This is a genomic window from Actinomyces sp. oral taxon 897, assembly GCF_002999235.1.
In the GTDB taxonomy this organism is placed as follows: domain Bacteria; phylum Actinomycetota; class Actinomycetes; order Actinomycetales; family Actinomycetaceae; genus Actinomyces.
The window spans coordinates 384314-405400 of the sequence record NZ_CP027236.1 but is presented as its reverse complement, the minus strand read 5'-3'; the positions used below and the strand labels follow the sequence as shown (position 1 = coordinate 405400).

General features: G+C 73.6%; 20 protein-coding genes. 5 read left to right on the top strand and 15 right to left on the bottom strand.

Translation table 11 applies throughout. The features are described 5' to 3' along the window. Positions 1–3 precede the first annotated feature (3 nt). Both C3V41_RS01680 and gcvH read left to right on the top strand, forming a co-directional pair. Positions 4–1290, top strand: a complete 1287-nt coding sequence (locus C3V41_RS01680; RefSeq protein WP_106108835.1) for a glycine cleavage system aminomethyltransferase GcvT — start codon at positions 4–6, stop codon at positions 1288–1290. A 116-nt stretch (positions 1291–1406) separates the two neighbouring features. Continuing rightward, on the top strand, positions 1407–1790 hold the full coding sequence (gcvH, locus tag C3V41_RS01675) for a glycine cleavage system protein GcvH (RefSeq protein ID WP_106108834.1): 384 nt from the start codon (positions 1407–1409) through the stop codon (positions 1788–1790). 151 nt (positions 1791–1941) lie between these two features. On the opposite strand, the gene C3V41_RS01670 is transcribed toward gcvH, so the two are convergent. The 4 genes from C3V41_RS01670 to C3V41_RS01655 all read right to left on the bottom strand — a co-directional run bounded on the left by C3V41_RS01670 (position 1942) and on the right by C3V41_RS01655 (position 6448). Further along, the gene (locus C3V41_RS01670) at positions 1942–2523 is read right to left on the bottom strand and encodes an NAD(P)H-dependent oxidoreductase (RefSeq protein ID WP_106108833.1); all 582 of its coding nucleotides are present in this window, start codon (positions 2521–2523) and stop codon (positions 1942–1944) included. Further along, entirely contained in the window at positions 2520–3092 is a 573-nt protein-coding gene (locus tag C3V41_RS01665) for a TetR/AcrR family transcriptional regulator (protein ID WP_106108832.1), read from the bottom strand. Before C3V41_RS01665 ends, C3V41_RS01670 begins: the two co-directional genes overlap by 4 nt. Positions 3093–3197: 105 nt before the next feature. Next, positions 3198–5753, bottom strand: a complete 2556-nt coding sequence (locus C3V41_RS01660) for an FtsX-like permease family protein (RefSeq protein WP_106108831.1) — start codon at positions 5751–5753, stop codon at positions 3198–3200. Further along, complete coding sequence (locus tag C3V41_RS01655; RefSeq protein ID WP_106108830.1) at positions 5750–6448, bottom strand: ABC transporter ATP-binding protein; 699 nt, start codon at positions 6446–6448, stop codon at positions 5750–5752. The genes C3V41_RS01660 and C3V41_RS01655 overlap by 4 nt, the downstream gene beginning before the upstream one ends. A gap of 256 nt (positions 6449–6704) precedes the next feature. Between C3V41_RS01655 and C3V41_RS01650 the strand changes: the two genes are divergently transcribed. Beyond that, positions 6705–7178 carry an RpiB/LacA/LacB family sugar-phosphate isomerase gene (locus C3V41_RS01650; RefSeq protein ID WP_106108829.1) on the top strand — a complete coding sequence of 158 codons (474 nt, stop codon included), beginning with the start codon at positions 6705–6707 and terminating at the stop codon, positions 7176–7178. 186 nt (positions 7179–7364) lie between these two features. Here the strand turns inward: C3V41_RS01650 and C3V41_RS01645 are convergent, their stop codons facing one another. After that, positions 7365–9089 carry a formate--tetrahydrofolate ligase gene (locus tag C3V41_RS01645; RefSeq protein ID WP_106108828.1) on the bottom strand — a complete coding sequence of 575 codons (1725 nt, stop codon included), beginning with the start codon at positions 9087–9089 and terminating at the stop codon, positions 7365–7367. Between the two features lie 151 nt (positions 9090–9240). Here C3V41_RS01645 and C3V41_RS01640 point away from each other — a divergent pair, with 151 nt between their 5' ends. Beyond that, entirely contained in the window at positions 9241–10533 is a 1293-nt protein-coding gene (locus tag C3V41_RS01640) for a hypothetical protein (protein ID WP_106108827.1), read from the top strand. An 89-nt stretch (positions 10534–10622) separates the two neighbouring features. On the opposite strand, the gene C3V41_RS01635 is transcribed toward C3V41_RS01640, so the two are convergent. The 6 genes from C3V41_RS01635 to pgsA form a co-directional block, all read right to left on the bottom strand. Next, entirely contained in the window at positions 10623–11123 is a 501-nt protein-coding gene (locus C3V41_RS01635; protein ID WP_106108826.1) for a regulatory protein RecX, read from the bottom strand. Beyond that, the gene (recA, locus tag C3V41_RS01630; RefSeq protein ID WP_106108825.1) at positions 11123–12352 is read right to left on the bottom strand and encodes a recombinase RecA; all 1230 of its coding nucleotides are present in this window, start codon (positions 12350–12352) and stop codon (positions 11123–11125) included. Before recA ends, C3V41_RS01635 begins: the two co-directional genes overlap by 1 nt. 276 nt (positions 12353–12628) lie before the next feature. Then, on the bottom strand, positions 12629–12856 hold the full coding sequence (locus C3V41_RS01625; RefSeq protein WP_106108824.1) for a DUF3046 domain-containing protein: 228 nt from the start codon (positions 12854–12856) through the stop codon (positions 12629–12631). An 85-nt stretch (positions 12857–12941) separates the two neighbouring features. Continuing rightward, positions 12942–13358, bottom strand: a complete 417-nt coding sequence (locus tag C3V41_RS01620; RefSeq protein WP_174714737.1) for a helix-turn-helix domain-containing protein — start codon at positions 13356–13358, stop codon at positions 12942–12944. Positions 13359–13507: 149 nt separating this feature from the next. Next, entirely contained in the window at positions 13508–14023 is a 516-nt protein-coding gene (locus C3V41_RS01615; protein WP_106108823.1) for a CinA family protein, read from the bottom strand. Further along, positions 14010–14597 (bottom strand): CDP-diacylglycerol--glycerol-3-phosphate 3-phosphatidyltransferase, encoded by a 588-nt coding sequence (gene pgsA / locus C3V41_RS01610; protein ID WP_254423641.1) that lies wholly within the window; start codon positions 14595–14597, stop codon positions 14010–14012. The genes C3V41_RS01615 and pgsA overlap by 14 nt, the downstream gene beginning before the upstream one ends. 156 nt (positions 14598–14753) lie before the next feature. On the opposite strand from pgsA, the gene C3V41_RS01605 reads away from it, so the two are divergent. Beyond that, positions 14754–15668, top strand: a complete 915-nt coding sequence (locus C3V41_RS01605) for a restriction endonuclease (protein WP_165271562.1) — start codon at positions 14754–14756, stop codon at positions 15666–15668. Between the two features lie 133 nt (positions 15669–15801). On the opposite strand, the gene infB is transcribed toward C3V41_RS01605, so the two are convergent. The 4 genes from infB to rimP form a co-directional block, all read right to left on the bottom strand. Beyond that, positions 15802–18906: a translation initiation factor IF-2 gene (gene infB / locus C3V41_RS01600; RefSeq protein WP_106108821.1), complete on the bottom strand. Its 3105-nt coding sequence runs from the start codon at positions 18904–18906 to the stop codon at positions 15802–15804. Between the two features lie 71 nt (positions 18907–18977). Beyond that, the gene (locus C3V41_RS01595) at positions 18978–19328 is read right to left on the bottom strand and encodes a YlxR family protein (protein ID WP_106108820.1); all 351 of its coding nucleotides are present in this window, start codon (positions 19326–19328) and stop codon (positions 18978–18980) included. Between the two features lie 126 nt (positions 19329–19454). Continuing rightward, entirely contained in the window at positions 19455–20495 is a 1041-nt protein-coding gene (nusA, locus tag C3V41_RS01590) for a transcription termination factor NusA (RefSeq protein ID WP_106108819.1), read from the bottom strand. Between the two features lie 65 nt (positions 20496–20560). Further along, positions 20561–21013 carry a ribosome maturation factor RimP gene (gene rimP, locus C3V41_RS01585; RefSeq protein WP_106108818.1) on the bottom strand — a complete coding sequence of 151 codons (453 nt, stop codon included), beginning with the start codon at positions 21011–21013 and terminating at the stop codon, positions 20561–20563. Between the last annotated feature and the right edge of the window lie 74 nt (positions 21014–21087).

The window sequence follows — 21087 nt, the reverse complement described above, 5'->3', positions numbered from 1 at the left end:
ACCATGACCTCCTCCCCGGCCCTGCGGCGCACGCCCCTGCACGAGGTCCACGTGTCCCTGGGCGCCTCCTTCACCGACTTCGGCGGCTGGGACATGCCCCTGCGCTACGCCTCGGACCTGGCCGAGCACCGGGCGGTGCGCACCGCCGCCGGGCTCTTCGACCTGTCCCACATGGGGGAGGTGTGGGTACGCGGCCCCCAGGCGGGCGCGGCCCTGGACCACGCGCTGACGGGCCGGGCTGGCACCCTCGGCGTGGGGCGGGCCCGCTACATGATGATCGTGGACACGGGCGGCGGCGTGCTGGACGACCTCATTGTCTACCGGGTCTGTGAGGAGCGGTACCTGGTGGTGCCCAACGCCGGCAACCGCGAGCGGGTGGCGGCCGCCCTGGCCGAGCGGGTGGCGGGCTTTCAGGCGCAGGTGGAGGACGTGAGCGACGACACTGCGCTCCTGGCCGTCCAGGGGCCCCGTGCCGTCGAGGTCCTCTCGCAGGTGGTCGATTCCGGGGTGGCCTCGCCCGCGGCCCTGCGGCCGGTGCCCCCCGACGCGGCCCGCCAGGCGACCTCCCCCACCTCCCGGGGCTGCGGGGAGGCGGACGTGCTGTGCGGGGGCGAGCTGCTGGCGCGCCTGCGCTACTACGCCGTCGCCCGGGCCACGGCGGCGGGGCACCGGGTCCTGCTGGCCCGCACCGGCTACACCGGTGAGGACGGCTTTGAGATCTTCTGCGCCGGCGAGGACGCCGTGGACCTGTGGGAGGTCGTGACCCGTGCGGCCGCGGCCCTGCCCGGGGTGGGGGACGGGGGCACGACGCTGCCGGCGCTGACCCCCTGCGGCCTGGCGGCGCGCGACTCCCTGCGCCTGGAGGCGGGCATGGCCCTGTACGGCCACGAGCTCAGCGAGGAGGTCACCCCCCTGGACGCGGGCCTGGCCGGGGTGGTCAAGCTCGGCCCGGAGGATCCGGACTTCGTGGGCCGCTCGGCCCTGGCCGAGCGCTCGGGGCGTGACGGGCAGGCGGGGACCTGGATGCTCGTGGCCCTGCGCGGCCAGGGGCGGCGGGCGGCCCGGGCGGGGTGCACGGTCCTGGGCCCGGAGGGGCAGGAGGTCGGGGAGGTGACCAGCGGCCTGCTCTCCCCCACGCTGGGCTACCCGATCGCCCTGGCCCGCCTGCGTCCCGGCGGGCCCGCGCCCGCGGGCACCTGGCCGGTGGGCACGCGCCTGAGCGTGGACGTGCGCGGCCGGGCCCTGCCCATGGAGGTCGTCACCCCGCCCTTCTACCGGCGCCCCCGCTAGACGCCCGCCGGTACGCGGCCTCGCCCGCCGGTAGCGGCCGGGTCCGCCCTGGTTCTGGGGCGGGCGAGCATCGCCCGCCACCTGGTTCACCGTCCCCGATCCGAGAGGAACCGATCATGCCCAAGCAGCCTGTCACGCCCGGCCTTCGCTACTCCCCGGAGCACGAGTGGCTCGACTCCTCCCGCCCCGCCCGGGTGGGGGTGAGCGCCGTGGCCACCGACGCCCTGGGCGAGGTGGTCTACGTGGACCTGCCCGAGGTCGGCAGCGAGGTGGTCGCCGGGGAGCCCTGCGGCGAGCTGGAGTCCACCAAGGCGGTCTCGGACCTCTACTCCCCCGTCTCCGGTACGGTGGTGGAGGTCAACGGGGCGGTCGTGGACGACCCGGCCCTGGTCAACGCCGACCCCTACGCGGCCTGGCTGTTCACCGTGGAGGTGAGCGGGGAGGGGGAGCTGCTCAGCGCCCAGGAGTACGCCGAGCGCTTCGGTGCCGAGGTCCTCTGAAGGCCTCCGTCCTGATCCTGTCCCCCGTCCCGGCCCCTGCGTCCGCGTACGGGCCTGGCGCGCGGTCGGGTCCGTACGCGGGCGGGGGCACCCGCACCGCCCTGAAGCTGCTCAGCGGCACCACCTACGTACGCGGGCGGGGGCACCCGCCTCACCCGACGGCGAGGCGGGCCACCTGCTCCAGGTGGCGCCGGACGCGCTCCGGGCCGCCCGAGCCGGCCCGCCCGTAGTTGACCCAGCGGCGGCGACGGATACCCAGCTGCCTGAGGGTGGCCCCTACGAGGGTCCGTCTGACGGCGTTGCCCCGGGCGAGACGCAGGTACCAGGTGGGTGAGGTGGAGGTGGTCAGGACGAGGGCCTCCTCCACGTGCCCCAGGCGTCCCCGGATCCCCCTGCCGGTGGGCACGTAGGCCCACTGCTGCTTCATGACCTTGTCGATAAAGCCCTTGAGGACGGCGGGGACGTCGTTCCACCACACGGGGGCGATGACGACCAGGCGGGTGGCGCGCTCCACGAGCCCCTGGTAGCGGGTGACCAGCGGGTCGTTGGTGCCGCCGGAGCGGAAGAGCGCGAGCTCGGCGGCGTCGTAGCGGGGGTCGAAGCCGTCGGCCAGAAGGTCGATGACATCGTAGGGCTGCCCGGCGACGTCCAGGGCGCTGGTGACGGCCTCTAGGATCGCGTGGTTGAGCGATCCGGTCCAGGGATGGGCGTAGACAATGAGTGTATGGGTCACGTATTCTTTCCTATCATGGTGAAGGCGTTCATAGTCTGCCGCAGGAGGTCGGTGTCGTAGGTGGCTGCCCCGGTGGCGACGAGCCGGGAGTAGCCCTGGATAAAGGCCCACAGGACGGTGAACAGGGTCGTCGCGTCGAGGTCGTGGCGTGCCGCCATCCGGGCGACCTCACCGCGCACCAGGTCCAGGAGGGGGTAGCGGCCCGTCCCGTCCAGGGCCGCCAGGGCGGCGGGGCTGAACAGGAGAAGGTCCAGGAGGCGGGGGTGCTCCTGGGCCATGGTCACCAGGAGCTGGGCCACACCCAGGAGGGAGTCCTGGGGGTCAGGGCGCAGGCGGGCCCGTGCCTGGCGACCGACCTGCGCGGACAGGGCAAGGAGCGCGGCGGCAAGGAGGTGCTCCCTGTCCGGGAAGTGCTTGTAGCAGGCGGGGGGCGAGATCCCGCAGGCCCTGGCGACCGCGGAGAGGCTGAGCCGGTCCCACCCGACCTCGTCGACGCGCTCCACTGCGGCGGACACGAGCCGTTCGCGGGTGTCCGTGGTCCGCCTGTCCCCATCCTCCGACCTGGTCACACACTTAGGTTATGTTCATTAACCTACTTTGGCAAGCCGTCCGGACGCGCCGGTGCCGGCGTGCTGGCACTGAATGCACCTGGCACCGACGCGCCCGGGACGGGCTCACTCGCGCGCCATGGCCTCCACCGGGCTGATGCGCGAGGCCCCCGCCGCGGGCACCGCGCTGGCCAGGGCGGCCACCACGAGGGTCGCGACGGCCAGCAGCACCACCTGCCCCCAGGGCACCGTCACCTGGGTGCCCAGGCCTCCCGCCAGGGCCAGGACCGCGTGCGACCCCAGAGTGCCCAGGCCCGTTCCCGCCGCGAGCCCCAGGAGCAGGGAGGTCAGGGCCAGGACCACGCCCTCGGTCATGACGACCCCGCAGACCTGGGAGCGGGACATGCCCACGGCGCGCAGGACGGCCAGCTCACGGCGCCGCTCGGCGACCCCCAGCCCCAGGACGTTGACCAGGCCCACCACGCACACCAGCAGGGAGACCGCCAGGAGGCCCATGACGGCCGTGAGGACCTGGCCCAGGGTCTTCTCCGCGCTCACGCGCTCAGCCAGGCCCCCGCCGACCTGCATGTCGGGGTCGATCCTCAGCAGCGCGGCCTGGGCGCGCTGGAACTCGCCCCCGGACATGCCGTCCACCGTGCGCAGCCACACGGCGCAGGTGGGCGCCTCCTGGGCCACCCGGACGGGCAGGTCCGAGAGCGCCACCCGGACCTGGTCGGCCCCCAGGGTGCGGGAGGCCAGGGTGCTCACGGGCAGGCTCAGGGTGGTGCCCGACCCCAGGGTGAGACTGAGGCGGCTCCGCCCCGCCCACGGGCTGGTGGCGTCCACCAGGGCGCTGCCGGCACTGACCTGGTCCGTGGGGCGCCGGGTGACACCGGCCCACTGCCCGGGGTCCACGGCCGTGAGCTGCACCGGGGAGGCCGTGACGCCGTCGGCGTCGGTGGCCCTCAGGCAGCGCATGGGGGCGGAGGCGCTCACCCCGGCCACGGACTCGATCTGGGAGACCTGGCTGGCCGTCCACCCCGCCTCGGCGTCGGTGTGCACCACGACGTCCACGGGGCGGCGCCGGTCGATCTCCGCACCCACCGACGCGCGCATGGAGGCGGCCCCCACCAGGGTGGCGGTGACCAGGACGACGCCCACGAGCATCATGGCCCCGGTGGCCCCGGCCCGGCCTCCGGAGCGGCGCAGGCCCAGGGCGCCCTGGTGCCCGGCCTCCCAGCGTCCCAGGAGGCGCGCCACGAGGGTGCCGGTGGCGGGGGTCGCGCGGGTCATGGCGACCACGAGCGCCACCAGCAGGGCCACCCCGCCGGCGAGCGTCGCGAGCAGGCTGGACGCGCCGCCGCCCGCCTCCTGCCCGTGGGAGGCGGCGCCCCAGGCGACCAGGGCCGCCCCCAGGACCACCAGGAGGGCCGTGAGCCCCCAGGTCAGCAGGCTGCGACGACGGGTGCGCGGACCCTGGGCTCCCCCGGCCCCCGCCAGGACGGCCATGGGGCTGGTGCGGGCGGCGGCCGAGACGGCCCGCAGGGAGGCCAGGACGCAGACCACGACGGCCAGCACCAGCGCCGAGGCCGCGGAGGCGGGGGTCACGGTCCCCAGAGCCTCACCGGCGTCATGACAGATACCGGTGGTCGTGAGGAGCACTATGACCGTTGGCAGGGACAGGAGCAGGCCGAGCACCCCGGAGGCGAGCCCGACCAGGGCGGACTCCACCATCAGGAGGCGGCGCACCTGCCCCGTGGTGGCGCCCGTGCAGCGCAGGAGGCCGGTCTGGCGGGTGCGGCGGCGCAGGGTCACCTGGGAGGTCGTTGAGACGATCGCCACGGACAGGAGCACCGCGATCATGGCGAAGACGAGGAGGACCTGGCTGCTGGAGTCCGCGTTCTGGGTGGTCCGGGCGACGGCGTCCTGACGCGCCTGCTCACCGGTGAGGACCTGCGCGGCACCCAGGTCGTAGGTGCGGGAGGGATCCTGCGGGTCGGCCACCGTGCCCACTGCGGCCAGGGCGTCCCCCACGGCCCGGGCAAGGGCGGGGGCCTGGTCGGGGTCCTGGGCGCTCAGGAGCACCGTGGAGCCCTCGGCGCCGTCCTCCAGGCCGCTGACACCGCGTCCGGCACCCAGCCCCTGGGACTCCAGGAGGCCGACGACCTCCAGGGTCTGGGGGGCCTTCCCGCCGACGGGGTCGGTCAGGGTCAGGCTGGTGCCGACCCCCGCCCCCAGGGCCTGGGCGGTGTCCGCCTCCAGGGCCACCTGGGCCCTGCCGGCCACGGGCCAGGTCCCGGCGGTCAGGCGGTCGTAGCGCAGGGGCTCGGGCAGGACGGGCCCGAAGACGACGTTGACCTCGTTGCCGTCGGCGCGCACGCGCCGGTAGGACAGGGAGTCGGCGGCGGCCGCACCGACCCCCGGGACGTCGGCGACCACCTTCAGCAGGGCCCCGGCGGGAGGGCAGGGGCCCTGCTGCGCGTCGCACCCGATGACGACGTCGGCGGTGCTCAGGGGCCGGGCGCTGCTGTCCTCCACCGCCCGGCTGAGCCCGCCGGCCAGGGCCAGGACCACCACGACGAAGGCCGTCGACAGGCCCACGGCCAGGGCGGTGGCGGCCTGGGAGCGCCAGGAGTGGCGTACGTTGTCCCAGGCGAGCCAGGTCAGTCCCGCCCCCCTCATGAGCGGGCCTCCCGGTCCTCCACCACGCGGCCGTCACGGATGACGACGACGCGGTCCCCGGCGGCCGCGGCGTCGGCGTCGTGGGTGACCATGAGGACGGTCTGCCCGGCGTCGGCGGTGGAGCGCAGGAGGGTCAGGACCTCCTGGCTGGCGGCGGAGTCCAGGTTGCCGGTGGGCTCGTCGGCCACCAGGAGGGCGGGGGCCGCGATGAGGGCGCGGGCAATGGCCACGCGCTGGGCCTGCCCACCGGAGAGGGTGGCCGGCAGGCGGCCCAGGAGCCCGTCCACGCCCAGGCGTCCGGTGAGCTCGCGGAGGCGGTCCTCGTCCACCTTCTGGCCCGCCAGGCGCAGAGGCATGGTGATGTTGGTGCGTACCGTGTGGGTGGGCAGGAGGTTGAAGGACTGGAAGACGAAGCCGATGCGGCGCCGACGCAGCTCGGTCAGGGCCCGGTCCTTCATGCCCACCATCTGGACGCCCTCCAGGGTGACCGAGCCGGAGGTGGGCCGGTCCATGCCGGACAGGCAGTGCACGAGGGTGGACTTGCCTGACCCGGAGGGTCCCATAATGGAGGTGAAGGTACCGGGGAGGACGTCCAGGTCCACCCCTTTGAGGGCCTCGACGCACGCCGGGCCGGTGCCGTAGGTGCGGCTCAGGGATCTGGCGGACAGGATGGGCGGGGTGGGTTCGGCCGTCATGGCTGCTTCCTTCGGGGCGTGTCGGTGGCGACGCGGTGCGCGCCGTCACCTGCCAGGCTAGGAACCGCCGTCCTGAGGGGAATCCGCCCTCGTGTCGATCCTGCCCGCGGGCACGCTCCCTCCCCGGGAGGAGCCCTCTCCTCCTACCGGACGCCCCCGGGCACCGCCTGGCGGGGCGGGGCCGGACCCGCCAGAGGCGGGCCGGGGCCGTCTCATACGCCGCCCCCGCACGACAGTGTGATGTTAGACTCACCATATGCGTATTGCACTTGCCAGTGACCACGCGGGCTTCCCGCTCAAGAGAGAGATCGCGGCGTGGCTGGAGTCCCAGGGACACACCACCGAGGACTTCGGCACGCCGGACACCCAGCCCGCCGACCTGTCCGACCACGTCTACCCCGCCGCCCTGGCAGTGGCCCGGGGCCAGGCCGACCGGGGCGTCTTCGTCGACGGGGTGGGCTACGGCTCGGCCCTGATCGCCAACCGGGTGCGCGGGCTGACGGCGGTGGTGTGCCAGGACCCCTTCTGCGCCCGGCTCGCCCGGGAGCACACCGACTCCAACGTGCTGTGCCTGGGAGGCAAGATCATTGGCTCGGCGATCGCCCTGGAGATCGTCCGGGTGTGGATGACCACCGGCTTCCTGGACCAGCCCAAGTACCGCAGGCGGGTGGACAAGGTCGAGCAGATCAGCAACCGGCACCTGGTGGCCCTGGAGGACCTGGACCTGTAGCCGCCGGCAGGTGCGCCGGGGCCAAGGCGTGGTGCGCCGCTCCGCGCGGGCGTGGAGGGCCTGGCGGCGGGGTTCCCGGCACCGGTGGGGCGTAGGCCGCGCCCCGGCTCGGGCGGGGTGCGGCCTACGCCAGCCGGGAGCTGTGGGCGCCTCTTCCCGGCCCGGGCGTAGGCCGCGGCCGCGCCCTCAGCGCAGGCCCAGGATCTGGCCGGTGGACACGTCCAGGTCCACTTTCTCGGCGGCGGGGTGGCTGGGCAGGCCGGGCATGGTGGACAGGGCCCCGCACACGGCGTAGACGTAGCCCGCGCCGGCGGCCAGCCGCACCTCGCGCACGGGCAGGCGCCAGCCGGTGGGGGCGCCGGGGACCTTGGGGTCGGCGGACAGCGACAGGGGCGTCTTGGCCACCAGCACCGCCAGGGCGCCGTAGCCGCCCTCCTCGTAGGTGTCAATGAGGCGGGAGGCGGCGGGGGCGTAGTCCACCCCGTCGGCCCCGTACATGGCGGCGACCTTGCCGATCTTGGTGCGCAGGTCGTCGTCGGCCTGGTACAGGGGCCGCAGGACGGGTGAGGCGGCGGCGCAGGCGTCGGCCAGGGCGTCGGCCAGCTCCAGGCAGCCGGCACCACCGGCCTCCACGGGGTTGACGGGTACCGCCCGCACCCCGGCCCCGGTGGCGATGCGCACCACCTCGGCGACCTCGCTGTCGTGGTCGGTGGGGAAGACGTTGACGGCCACCACCGGCTCGACGCCAAAACCGCGCACGATCTCCAGGTGCCTGAGGAGGTTGGCGGCCCCGGCCCGCACGTCCTGGACGCTCCGGGCGCGCATGGCCTCCGGCAGGTCCCTGCCCGCGACCAGGTGGTAGCGCCCGCAGTGGGCCTTCAGGGCCCGTACGGTGACCACCACGACGGCGGCCCGGGGCACCAGGCCGGAGACGGCGCACTTGAGGTCGAAGAGGCGCTCGGCGCCCATGTCCGCCCCGAAGCCGGCCTCGGTCAGCACGTAGCCCCCGCCGCGGGCGGCCACGAGGTCGGCGACGACCGAGGAGCAGCCGGTGGCGATATTGCCGAAGGGCCCGGTGTGCACCAGCACGGGGGTGCCCTCGGTGGTGCGCAGGAGGTTGGGGGCCAGGGCGTCGCGCAGGAGCGCCGCCATGGCCCCGGCGGCGCCCAGGTCCTCGGCGGTGACCCAGCCCCCTGAGGTGGTGCGGCCCACCACAATGCGGCCGAGGCGGGCGCGCAGGTCGGCCAGGGAGGTGGCCAGGGACAGGATGACCATGACCTCGCTGGCGGGGGTGATGTCGAAGGAGGCCTGACGGGTGACGCCGTCGGCCCGGGCCCCCAGGCCGGTGACCACGTGGCGCAGGGCGCGGTCGTTGACGTCCAGGACCCGGGGCCAGGTAATGGAGCGCTCATCGATCCCCAGGGCGTTGCCGTGGTGGAGGTGGTTGTCGACCATGGCGCTCAGCAGGTTGTGGGCGGCCGTGACGGCGTGGAAGTCCCCGGTCAGGTGCAGGTTCATGCGCTCGGCGGGGAGGACCTGGCTGGCCCCGCCGCCGGCCGCCCCTCCCTTGACGCCGAAGGTGGGGCCCATGGCGCCCTGGCGCAGGGTCAGGGTGGCCCGCTCGCCCCGGCGGACCAGGGCCTGGGCCAGGCCGATGGCGGTGGTGGTCTTGCCCTCGCCGAAAGGCGTCGGGGTGATGGCGGTCACGACCACGTAGTGCAGGTCGGGGCGGACCGCCCCCTGGTCGGCGGGATCCTGCGGGGTGCCGGGGCCCAGGGCGGCCAGGTCGATCTTGGCCACGTCGCGCCCGTAGGGGATGACGTGCTCCGCCGCAACACCGACCCGGGCGGCCAGGGCGGCCAGGTCCACGGCGGGGCAGAGGGCGCGGGCGGGGACGTCCGGAGCAGTCATGAGGCAGATCCTACCGGCCCACCCCGCCGCGGTCCTGGCGTCCCTGGCCGGCGCCGTCGTGGGCCCGGCCGGACACGCCGGGCGCCGGCCAGCTCACCGGTAGGAGCCGTTATGGTCACATGACCGCTGCCCTCGTCATCCTGGAGGTCTCATGACACACCGTCGTTACCTGACCAGCCTGGTGGTGGCCTCACTGGCCCTGGGGGCCTGCTCCAGCTCCCCCTCGGACCCCGACCCCGGGGCGAGCGCCACCAGCGGGGCCGACGCCCAGACCAGCACGCCCGCACCGGCCACGACCACCCCACCGGTAGGGACCGTCGAGCCACCCTCCCAGATCCGGGGCCTGGGCACCCTCGGGCTGAGCAAAGCCACCATGAGCGTGCGGGTCGAGCCCGGCCTGACCAACTACGACGAGCACGGCCTGACCTACGTCGAGCCGCGCACGGACCCCGCGGCCGACCTGGTGGTCCACCACGTCCACTGGGACGGGACCCCGGGGTGGGACGCCACCGTCCCCGTGCCCACCGGGGAGGGCGCCTACACCCCGCGCATGAGCTACGACGACGCGGCCGGGGTGGTGGCCTACTGGTTCACCACCGACACGTGGGACGCCTCCGACACCGGGGCCGGCCGCAGACCGCACACGCTGAGCAGCCCCGTCCACTGGTTCGACGTGGCCACGGGCCAGGGGGAGGCGGTCACGGTCCCCACCACCGAGGAGCAGACGGCCTCCTCCCACACCACCCTGGTGGGGGCCCGCGTCCTGAACGCCCAGGGCGGCTTCACCGCCGCGAGCACCCTGGACCTGACCCACACCCTGTCCACCGCCCGCGGACCCGAGCTCTTCCGGGGCAACGACGTGACCACGGTGCAGACCGACTTCTCCTGGCACGGCAACTACATGACCGTGACCTCCACCGCGGACGACGAGGCGCAGCGGACCCTGCGCATGAACACCTCCGCGGTCCTGGACGCGGACCAGGACTCCAGGTTCTGGGCGGTGCCTGAGCGCGTCCTGGCCCTGGTCCCGGGTGAGGGCCGCCTGGTGTCGGTCACGGAGAGCGGGGCCCAGGACCTGGACCTGGGCGGCTGCCCGGTCTCCTTCACCCAGGGCGCCACCGGCGGCAGCGGCAACGGGTACGCGTTCGTGGGACAGCTGCTGGTCAGGCCCGACGGCACCACCCAGTGCCTGGCCTCCCAGGCCGCCGGGCCCCAGGAGCAGGTCTCCGGGGTGCTCGCGGACGGCAGCGTGGTACTCACCAACCCGGCGGACGGGGGCGGTGCCACCTCCCGCATTATGGGGACCGACGGCACCACCCGGGCCGACACCACCTCCGTCAGCGGCTTTGGCGCCTACGGCGCCCACCTGGTCTTCACCACCACCGACGACGCCGGGGCCACCACGGTCACCGCCTTCAGTGAGAAGGACCTGCACTTGGGCTGAGCCCGCCCCTCCCCGCGAGAACGGTACTTGTTGCTCGTGAGAACGGTACTTATTCGTCGTGAGAACGGGCGGGGCGCTCGCGTTCCGCCTCAGTCGGGGTCGGCACCTGCCAGCACGGCGTCCACCGTGGAGCGCACGGTCTCGGCGTCGTAGCCCCTGCGCCCCAGGAAGGCCACCAGGCGACGGCGCTGGACGTCCTGCCCCAGATGGGTCATGGTACGCACCCTCCTGCGGGCCAGGCCCAGGGCGGCCTGGCGCTCCTGGTCGGCCCCGATCTGGTCCAGGGCGGCGGCAATGTGCCCCTCCCCCAGGCCCTTGCGGCGCAGCTCCTCGGCGATCCCCCGACGTGCTGTCCCCTTCTCGGCGAAACGGGTGCGGGCCAGCATGGCGGCGTAGGCGGCGTCGTCCAGGACCCCGGCGGCCTCCAGACGGTCCAGGGCCTCGGCAGCCACCTGGGGGTCGACCTGCCGACGCTCCAGGAGGCCGACCAGGGCGGCACGGGGCGCGGGCCCCCGGTCGAGGCGGCGCAGGACGATCTCCCGGGCCGCCTCCAGGGCCTCGGTATGGGCGTCCGGAGTCAACCAGGCCATTAGAACCCGCTCGAGTCCTCACCGAAGATGGTGTCCGTCTCCTCGGTCGCGGCGCCCTCGGCCTTGTCCTCGTCCTTGGGCTCCTTGGCGGCCTTGGCGCTCTTGCGCCCGCGCCCACGGGCCGGCTTGGAGCTGCCCGCGGCCTCGGGGCTCGGGGTGGCCGCGGCGGCGACGGCGGCCTCGGCGGCAGCGGCCTCGGCCTCCTCCCTGGCCCGGCGCCCGGGCTCCCCGATCCCCAGGGCGGCGAGGATCTTGTCCTCGATCTCCCTGGCCAGCTCGGGGTTGTCCTTGAGGAAGTTCCTGGAGTTCTCCTTGCCCTGGCCCAGCTGGTCGGTCCCGTAGGTGAACCAGGCCCCGGACTTGCGGATAATGCCGTTGTCCACCCCCAGGTCCAGCAGACCGCCCTCACGGGAGATCCCCTGGCCGTAGAGGATGTCGAACTCGGCCTGCTTGAAGGGCGGGGCCATCTTGTTCTTGACCACCTTGGCCTTGGTGCGGTTGCCCACCGGCTGGTCCCCGTCCTTGAGGGTCTGGGTGCGGCGCACGTCAATGCGCACCGAGGCGTAGAACTTCAGGGCCTTGCCGCCGGTGGTGGTCTCCGGGGAGCCGAAGAAGACCCCGATCTTCTCACGGAGCTGGTTGATGAAGATGGCGGTGGTGCCGGTAGCCGACAGGGCCCCGGTGATCTTGCGCAGGGCCTGGCTCATGAGGCGGGCCTGGAGGCCCACGTGGGAGTCGCCCATCTCGCCCTCGATCTCCGCCTTGGGCACCAGGGCCGCCACGGAGTCGATGACGATAATGTCCAGCCCGCCGGAGCGGATGAGCATGTCGGCGATCTCCAGGGCCTGCTCGCCGGTGTCGGGCTGGGAGACCAGGAGGTTGTCAATGTCCACGCCCAGGGCCTTGGCGTAGACCGGGTCCAGGGCGTGCTCGGCGTCGATGAAGGCGGCGTTGCCCCCGGCCTTCTGGGCGTTGGCCACGGCGTGGAGGGCCACGGTGGTCTTCCCGGAGGACTCCGGCCCGAAGATCTCCACCACGCGCCCACGCGGGAGCCCGCCGATACCCAGGGCGATGTCCAGAGCGGTGGAGCCGGTGGGGATGACGGCCACCGGTGGGCGGGACTCGTCCCCCAGGCGCATGATCGAGCCCTTGCCGAAGGACTTGTCGATCTGGGCCAGGGCGGTGGCCAGGGCCTTGGAACGGTCCTGGGTCTGGGTTGCAGCTGCCATGGTGGTACCTCGGGTTCTCGGGCGGCTCGCGGCCGCGTGGACAGGGCTGGTCCGTGGGCTGAGTTCCCCTCTCCGGGGCTCAGTGACGACGGTATGCCGGACCACCGACACGTTCACGACCCGCTAACCTGCCCTGTGGACACGGCGGGCGGTGCCGTCGTCTGTGGACCACAGTAGCCGAACACGTGTTCGAAAGCGAGCTGGCGCCGCGCCACCCCGCCCGCAGGCGCACCGGCCCGTCGCGCGTCCGCGCCCCGGCACCCGCCCGGTGGGCCCTCAGCGCCCCCGGTCGCGCGGATCGACCCGGAAGACCCAGCGCTGGGCCTGGGTCACCTGCATCTCGTCGCACAGGGCGGACCACACCAGCCCCGGGCTCGTCCCGGCCTCAAGGGCCGCCGCGCAGGTGGCCCCCAGGGCGGGGACCACCAGGTCCTGGACCAGGCTGCGGCCGTAGGCCGGGCCGAAGACCGTCTCCACCGAGCGCCAGAACTCTGAGTGCCTCATCGCCTCCCCCTTGTATTAGGGACGCTCCGGCCCCCGGGACGCCGTGGCGCCCCGGGGGCCGGAGCTGGTCGGAGAAACGTGCCGCTCAGCGCAGGCTGGCGCCCTGCTGGCGGATGAGCTCGTCGGGGACGGTGTCGGGGACGGCCACGCCCTCGGTCAGGGCGATGCGGTCGGAGACCTCACGCAGCACCACGCTCAGAGGAGCGTCCAGGGCCTGGCAGATGGAGGCCAGGAGCTCGGAGGAGGCCTCCTTCTGACCCCGCTCCACCTCGGAGAGGTAGCCCAAGGAGACACGTGCCTGCGAGGAGACCTCACGTAGCGTGCGCCCCTGGTGCTGTCGTACAGAACGGAGGACCTCGCCGATCTCCCGGCGTAGCAGGACGGTCTCGTTCTTAGGGGTCGTGTCCATCGCACCGTACCCCGCCGCGGATGCCTGACGCATCGACGCCCGGGAGGCCGGACGTGCGGGGCGGGGGGTGCGGGGGTGAGTCGCGTTGTTCATCATTGGCCACAACCAATCCGTTGGTCTGTTCATTCCCGCTGCGCCCTGACGTGTCGGCAGGGCTCGGCGTTGGGCAGAGTGTGACAGCCGAGCCTGGGAGAAACCTTGATGTCGCGTGGACAGGTCCCGTGTGCCCAGGACCTCCGTCATCAGGTTGTGTCCTGCGTCTCCATCTTCTCCAGGGCCTGGATCTGCGCCAGGGCCAGGCGCAGGACCGCCGTCGCACTGGCCTGGCGCACCCCCAGGCGCCCCAGGCGGTCCCCCTCCAGGCGCAGCGCGTCCACCACGGTCCCCCACGGGCCCCAGGCGGCCACGTAGACCTCGCCGGGCGCATGTCCGCCGGAGGGCCCGGGCCCGGCCACGCCGGTGGTCGCCAGGCCGACGTCGGCCCCCAGCACCCGGGCCACGCCCCGGGCCATCTGCCGGGCCACCTCGCCGTCCACCGGCCCGGTAGCTTCCAGGCGCTCCTGGCTGACCCCCAGGACCTGCGCCTTGAGACGGGTGGCGTAGCAGACCACGGCACCCACCAGGACCGCGGAGGCCCCCGGCTCCCCCACCAGCGCGGAGGAGACCATGCCCCCGGTCAGGGACTCGGCCACGGCCACCGTCAGCCCCCGCCGGCCTGCTGAGGCCAGCAGGTCCCGGGCGGCCTCAGCGGGCGTCACGCGAGATCCTCACCGCGTCACGCACGTAGTCCAGGCCGGTGACCACGGTCACCACGGTGGCGGCGGCGACAATGATGTAGGCCAGGTACAGCAGCACCTGGGCCGCGCCGGTGGGCAGGACAGCGCCCCAGGGGACGAGCAGGCCCGTCAGCCCCAGGATCTGCAAGAAGGTCTTGAGCTTGCCCCCGCGGGAGGCCGCCATGACGGCACGACGCAGCATGACGAAGCGCAGGAGCGTGATACCCAGCTCGCGTACCACCACCAGGGCGGTGACCCACCACCACAGGTCGCCGGTCATGGACAGCAGCACGAAGGCGGACAGCGTCAGGGCCTTGTCGGCGATGGGGTCGGCGATCTTGCCGAAGCTCGTCACGAGGTTGCGGCTGCGGGCCAGCTGGCCGTCAAGGCGGTCGGTGGCGGCGGCGAGCATAAAGACCAGCGCCGCCGCCATCCGGGCACCCTGGCCCTCGCGGAGCATGAGGACGACGAAGACCGGCACCATGACGAGCCTCAGCACCGTCAGGGCGTTGGCGATATTGAGCAGGGGCGCCTTCGGAGCCTGGGTCGTGGTCACCCGCCCAGCCTAGCGGGGGTCCGGTACCGAGCCAGGTCACGACCACTGTGCCACGGGCTATATCATACGTGAGGCGGTCCACGCCGACGTGAGAGACCGCTAAGACACAGGAAACAGCTCAGGGAGTCCTTGATGGACCTTAACTATTTTCTCAGTATGACGCAGGAACAGGCTATTGACCTGGGAGTGCGCGCGCTCGCGGTGATCACCGTGCTCACGGTGGCCTGGCAGGTCCTCCGGTACGTCTACCGCGGCTACCTGCGCTCCCGGGCCAGCGCGGACCTCGGGGTCGCCCTGGGCCGCCGGTTCAGGGTCAGGCGCTCACGCCCCTACCGCCAGACCGGGGCCTTCACGCTCGCCTACCCCCGGTGGCGCTACGCGAACAAGGACGCCACCAGGGACCGGCGCCGCAGTGACAACCGCGTCATCAGGCGGCAGTCCGTGCTGGAGGTGCACCGTTGGCGCATCCTGTGCGGCAGCGTCTTCGTCATGTACGACCTCGTCCTGCGCCTGCGCGCGGCGGGCGTCCCCGTGGAGCTGTCCGACCACGAGCAGGTCAAGGCCAGGGTGACGGGGTCACGGGCCGCGGCCCGGGCCAGCGCCGCGAGCATTGACGGCCTCCTCGCCTCCTTCTCCACCCGCCCCACCGACTTTGAGCCCTTCTGCGCGGATCTCTTCCGGGCCCACGGTTTCCAGGCCGAGGTCACCCCGCCCTCACGCGACGGGGGAATTGACCTCAGGCTCTGGAAGGACGGCCTGAGCTACGTCGTGGAGTGCAAGTGCTATGACCGCTCCCACACGGTGGGGCGCCCCGTCGTCCAGAAGCTCCGGGGGGCCAACACCGTGGAGGGGGCTGACCGCATGATGGTGGTGACGACGAGCCGCTTCACGCGCGACGCCGTCACCTACGCCCAGCAGGCAGGCGTGCAGCTCGTGGACGGCGAGCACCTGGTCCGGCTGTGCCACGAGGCCTGGGGCACGAGCCTGCCGGCGGCACCCGACGTCGCGCTGACCCGTGAGGAGATCCTCACCGGCTTCCCCCAGGACATGCCGGCGCGCTACCTCGTCTGAGCCCGCCGGTCCCCCGGCCGCACCGTGCCGGGGGACCGGCGAGGAGGCCCGACGAGGAAGCCTGGCGCCAGGACCCCTCAGGGGCCGGCGCCAGGACGAGGGGCAGGGGCCGGGCGGCCCCTGCCCGTCAGTGCTACTCGCGCGGCTTCTCGCGCATCTCCCAGGTCTCGATGACGTCGCCCTCGGCAATGTCCTTGAAGCCCAGGTTGATACCGCACTCGTAGCCCTCGCGGACCTCGGTGACATCGTCCTTCTCGCGGCGCAGGGTCTCAATGGTGAGATCCCCGGCCAGCACGACGCCGTCGCGCACCAGGCGCGCCTTGGCGCCGCGCCGGATCGTGCCGGAGCGCACGATGGAGCCCGCGATCGCCCCGTACTTCGAGGAGCGGAAGATCTGGCGGATCTCGGCGCTGCCGAGTTCGACCTCCTCGTAGACGGGCTTGAGCATGCCCTTCATGGCGGACTCGACGTCCTCAATGGCCTGGTAGATCACCGAGTAGAACTTCATGTCCACGCCCTCGCGGTCGGCGATCTCCGAGACGCGCTCGGCGGGGCGCACGTTGAAGCCGATAATGACGGCGGAGTCCACCGTGGCCAGGTTGACGTCGTTCTGCGTGATCGCACCCACCCCGCGGTGGATGACGCGCAGCGCCACCTCCTCGCCCACGTCGATCTTGAGCAGGGAGTCCTCCAGGGCCTCGACCGCACCGGAGGAGTCCCCCTTGAGGATGAGGTTGAGGGTGTCGACCTTGCCCGCCTTGAGGACGTCGCTGAGGTTCTCCAGGCTCACGCGCTTGCGGCGCCTGGCCAGCAGGGCGGCACGCTCGGCGGCCTCACGCCTGTCGGCGATCTGGCGGGCCGTGCGGTCGTCGGGGGCCACGATCAGGGAGTCCCCGGCGCTGGGCACGCTGGTCAGGCCCAGGACCAGGGCGGGCCGGGCCGGGCCCGCCTCGGTGAGGGTCTCGCCGTGCTCGTCGAACATGGCGCGCACGCGCCCGTAGGCGCTGCCGGCCACGATCGGGTCGCCCACGTGCAGGGTGCCGCGCTGGACCAGGACGGTGGTCACGGCGCCTCGGCCCCGGTCGAGCTTGGCCTCGATGGTCACGCCGCGGGCGTCGGTGTCGGGGTTGGCCCGCAGGTCCAGGGCGGCGTCCGCGGTCAGCAGGACGGCCTCCAGCAGCCCGTCGATATTGGTGCGCTGCTTGGCGGAGATGTCCACGAACATGGTGTCGCCGCCGTACTCCTCGGGCACCAGGCCGTACTCGGTGAGCTGGCCGCGGATCTTCTCCGGGTTGGCGCCCTCCTTGTCGATCTTGTTGACCGCCACCACGATCGGCACCCCGGCCGCCTGGGCGTGGTTGAGGGCCTCCACCGTCTGGGGCATGACGCCGTCGTCGGCGGCCACCACGAGGATGGCGATGTCGGTGACCTCGGCACCACGGGCACGCATGGCCGTGAAGGCCTCGTGGCCGGGGGTGTCGATAAAGGTGATCGGCCGCTCCTCGTCGTTCAGGTGCACGCGCACCTGGTAGGCGCCGATGGACTGGGTAATGCCCCCGGCCTCGCCGGCCACGACGTCGGTGGAGCGGATGGCGTCCAGCAGCTTGGTCTTGCCGTGGTCCACGTGGCCCATGACGGTGACCACGGGCGGGCGCGGACGCAGCTCGGAGTCGTCCTCCTCGGCCTCCTCGGCCTCCAGGTCGATGTCGAAGGACTCCAGCAGCTCGCGGTCCTCGTCCTCAGGGGAGACGATCTGGACGTCGTAGCCCAGCTCGGCGCCCAGGAGGGCGAAGGTGTCCTCGTCCAGGGACTGGGTGGCCGTGGCCATCTCGCCCAGGTGGAACAGGACGGTGACCAGGGCGGCGGGGTTGGCGTTGATCTTCTCCGCCAGGTCGGTCAGCGTGGCACCCTGGCGCACGCGCACCGGCGTGGAGCCGTCACCGCGCGGGACGATGACGCCGCCGATCGACGGCGCGCTCTGCTGCTCGAACTCCTGGCGCTTGGTCCGCTTGGACTTGCGTCCCCGCGGGGCGCCGCCGCCGCGACCGAAGGCGCCCTGGGTGGAGCCGCGCCCACCGCGGCCGCGACCGCCGCCGAAGCCGCCGGGACGGCCGGTGCCGGCACCCTGGCCGCCGGTGCCCGGGCGGCCGCCGCGACCGCCGCCGCGGCCCCCGGGGGCGCTCCGGGCGGGCGCTCCCGGGCGGCCGATGGAGGACTGCCCGGGCATCATCCCCGGGTTGGGGCGAGGCCCGCCGGGACGGGGCCCGGGGCGCGGGCCGCCCGCAGGACGAGGCCCGCCCGCGCCCGCGGGACGGGGGGCGCCGGGGCGGGGACCACCCGGGCGCGGTGCCCCCGAGCCACCCGGACGGGGCCCGCCGGAGCCGCCGGGACGCGGGGCCCCCGAGCCGCCGGGACGCGGTGCGGTGGGGCGGGGGGCGCCGGGGCGCGGTGCCCCAGAGCCGCCCGGACGGGGCATGCCCTGGGAGGAGGCGAAGGGGTTGTTGCCGGGCCTCGGGGCGCCGGAGCGGCCGCCGGGACGCGGTGCGGTGGGGCGGGGGGCGCCGGGGCGCGGTGCCCCAGAGCCGCCCGGACGGGGAGCGGCGGAGCGCTCGTGACCGCCCTGGCGTCCGCCCTCACCACGCCCACGGCCGCGCTCGCCCGAGCGGGGCATGCCCTGGGAGGAGGCGAAGGGGTTGTTGCCGGGCCTCGGGGCGCCGGAGCGGCCGCCGGGACGCGGGCCGGAGGGCTTGGGGGCCGCGGGCCGGGGCCCGGGGACCGGGGCGGCGTGCGGCTTGGGGGCCGACGGCGTGGCGGGAGCCTCCCGACGGGTCCTGGGAGGCTCGGGGGCGGCTGAGAAGGCCGGGCCGGAGGGCTTGGGGGCCGCGGGCCGGGGCCCGGGGGTGGGCCGGGCGGGCGCAGAGGGCCTGGGGGCCGCAGGAGCCTTGTGGGCGGCCGGGGGCGCCGGGGTCGGGGGCGCCGGGGTCGGCGCGGAGGGCTTGGGGCCGGGCCGGGCGGCGGGCCTGGAGGGCCGCGGGGTCGGCTTGGGGGCGGCGTCGGTCCGGGCCTGAGCACCGAAGTGCTCGCGGACACGCCTGGCGACGGGCGGCTCGACGGCGGAGGAGGCCGCCTTGACGAACTCGCCCTGGTCCTTGAGCCAGGCGAGGATCACCTTGGAGGTGACCTTCTTGCCAGTGGGGTCGAGCTCCTTGGCGAGCTCATGAACACGTGGTTTTGCCACTTTTCTCCTGTCCGGTTGACCCACCCCCGGACAGGGGTGGGTGCTTCTAGAGGCAGCTCATCGCTGGGTACTCATCGGGTGCCCATCGGCTTCCTACCCGCCTTCGTGCTCGATGGTCCGGCCGTGGGGGCCGGGGGTGCGTCCGGGGCCGAGGCCGCCTGCGCAGCCAGGTGCTCCCGGACGGGGGCCACATCGGGTGACCCGCTGAGGCGCAACGCACGCCCGAAGGCACGCCGCCGCTCGGCGAGGCTGACGCAGGCCGGATCGGGATGGATCCAGGCGCCCCGCCCGGGCATGCGTGCCCGGGAGTCCACCACCAGGTCGCCGTCGGTGGACGCTACAACGCGCAGGAGCTGCGCACGTGGGGCCGCGGTACGGCAGCCGACGCAGGTGCGAGTGGGCTCGTGCGTGGTGGCAGCCACCAAGTCCCCTTAGTCCTCTCGCTCGTCGGGCTACCTCGTCCTGCTGCGGCCCGGCCCTCTCACGGGCACGCGGGCGCACGGACGGTGCGGCGTCGGGGGTCAGTCTACCGGCGTCGACGGCCTGCTCTACTCGGCCAGGGCTGAGGGACCGCTCACGTCATCGGCCCGGGACACGGTGCCGGGAGCCACCTGGCCGGACTCGGTGTCGGCGTGGATGTCGATCTTCCAGCCCGTCAGGCGGGCGGCGAGACGGGCGTTCTGCCCCTCCTTGCCGATCGCCAGGGAGAGCTGGAAGTCCGGGACGATCACCCGGGCGGTGTGCTCCTTGGCGTCCACCACGGACACCGAGGAGACGCGCGCCGGGCTCAGGGCGTTGGCCACGAAGCGCGCCGGGTCCCCGGAGAAGTCCACGATGTCGATCTTCTCCCCGCCCAGCTCGGCCATGACGGCCCGCACCCGCTGGCCCATGGGGCCGATGCAGGCGCCCTTGGCGTTGACCCCGCGGGTACGTGAGCGCACCGCCATCTTGGTCCGGTGCCCGGACTCCCGGGCCACGGCCATGATCTCCACGTCACCCCGGGAGATCTCGGGGACCTCGCGCTCGAAGAGCTTGCGCACCAGGCCGGGGTGGGTACGTGAGAGGATGATCTGGGCGCCCTTGGGACCCCGGGAGATCTCGGTGACGTAGGCGCGCAGGCGGTCACCGTGACGGTAGCGCTCACCGGGGACCTGCTCGTGAGGAGGGATGATCCCCTCGTGCTCCTCGTCCAGGGCCACGTAGACCAGGCGGGGGTCGCGGCCCTGCTGGACGGTCCCGGAGATGAGCTCGCCGGTCTTGTCCTTGAAGGTGCCCAGGACCTCGAAGTCACGGCGGTCCTGGATGCGCTGGACGATGACGCTGCGGGCGGTGGCCTGGGCGATGCGGCCGAAGTCGTCGGGGGTGTCGTCGAAGTACTCGCCGGTGGGCTCGTCGTTCTCGTCGACCTCGGGGGCCAGGACGCTCATGTGCCCGGTCCTGCGGTCGATCTCCACGTGGGCGCCGCGGATGGCGCCGGGGACCTTGGAGTAGGCGCCCAGGATGGCGTCCTCGATGGCGGGCAGGAGGTTGTCCAGGTCGATGCCCAGCTCGCCCGCCGCGCCTCGCAGCTCCGGCATGTTGATGTCCATGGTTCCTCTTTTGCTCGTGTCGGTGGTGTCGGGCCGGGGCGTGGGGTGACGGTGCGGGAGCCGGTTCAGAAGGTGACCACCATCTGGGCGCCGGTGACGTCCGGGTAGGCGATGGTGTGCGTCGTACCGTCCACGTCAAGGGTGACACTCGTCTCGTCTGCGGACGTGACGGTACCCGTCAGGGTCTGGGCGGCGGTGGTGAGCGTGGCACGGTGCCCCACGGCGCGGCGGAAGTGGCGGGGCGTGGTCAGGGGCCGCTCGGCACCGGGCGTGGAGACCTCCAGCGTGTACCGCCCGCGCACGGGGTCGGCCTGGTCCAGGGCGGCGGAGACGGCGGCGGTGACGGGGCCCAGGGCGTCCAGGTCCAGGTCACCGGGGCCGTCGGGCAGGTCCACCAGGACCCGTACCACGGAGTACCTGCCGGCACGGGTGGTCCGGACGCCCTCCAGGTGAAGCCCCTTGCCCTCCACCACGGGCGTCAGGAGCTCGGTGAGCCTGTGGGCGAGAGCGTCTGCCATGGGTCCTCCTCCTGCGTGCCCGGTGCGGGCGTGGCCGTGCGGGGCCATGGTACCCGGCGTGGGAGGATCGTAGC

What these genes read in the sequence shown, in the direction of transcription:
- C3V41_RS01660 (WP_106108831.1), bottom strand. Translation starts at nt 5,753, where the DNA reads ATGAGGGGGGCGGGACTGACCTGGCTCGCCTGGGACAACGTACGCCAC.
- C3V41_RS01605 (WP_165271562.1), top strand. Translation starts at nt 14,754, where the DNA reads ATGACGCAGGAACAGGCTATTGACCTGGGAGTGCGCGCGCTCGCGGTG.
- C3V41_RS01650 (WP_106108829.1), top strand. Translation starts at nt 6,705, where the DNA reads ATGCGTATTGCACTTGCCAGTGACCACGCGGGCTTCCCGCTCAAGAGA.
- C3V41_RS01680 (WP_106108835.1), top strand. Translation starts at nt 4, where the DNA reads ATGACCTCCTCCCCGGCCCTGCGGCGCACGCCCCTGCACGAGGTCCAC.
- nusA (WP_106108819.1), bottom strand. Translation starts at nt 20,495, where the DNA reads ATGGACATCAACATGCCGGAGCTGCGAGGCGCGGCGGGCGAGCTGGGC.
- rimP (WP_106108818.1), bottom strand. Translation starts at nt 21,013, where the DNA reads ATGGCAGACGCTCTCGCCCACAGGCTCACCGAGCTCCTGACGCCCGTG.
- C3V41_RS01635 (WP_106108826.1), bottom strand. Translation starts at nt 11,123, where the DNA reads ATGGCCTGGTTGACTCCGGACGCCCATACCGAGGCCCTGGAGGCGGCC.
- C3V41_RS01640 (WP_106108827.1), top strand. Translation starts at nt 9,241, where the DNA reads ATGACACACCGTCGTTACCTGACCAGCCTGGTGGTGGCCTCACTGGCC.
- C3V41_RS01620 (WP_174714737.1), bottom strand. Translation starts at nt 13,358, where the DNA reads ATGAACAACGCGACTCACCCCCGCACCCCCCGCCCCGCACGTCCGGCC.
- C3V41_RS01655 (WP_106108830.1), bottom strand. Translation starts at nt 6,448, where the DNA reads ATGACGGCCGAACCCACCCCGCCCATCCTGTCCGCCAGATCCCTGAGC.
- recA (WP_106108825.1), bottom strand. Translation starts at nt 12,352, where the DNA reads ATGGCAGCTGCAACCCAGACCCAGGACCGTTCCAAGGCCCTGGCCACC.
- C3V41_RS01645 (WP_106108828.1), bottom strand. Translation starts at nt 9,089, where the DNA reads ATGACTGCTCCGGACGTCCCCGCCCGCGCCCTCTGCCCCGCCGTGGAC.
- gcvH (WP_106108834.1), top strand. Translation starts at nt 1,407, where the DNA reads ATGCCCAAGCAGCCTGTCACGCCCGGCCTTCGCTACTCCCCGGAGCAC.
- C3V41_RS01625 (WP_106108824.1), bottom strand. Translation starts at nt 12,856, where the DNA reads ATGAGGCACTCAGAGTTCTGGCGCTCGGTGGAGACGGTCTTCGGCCCG.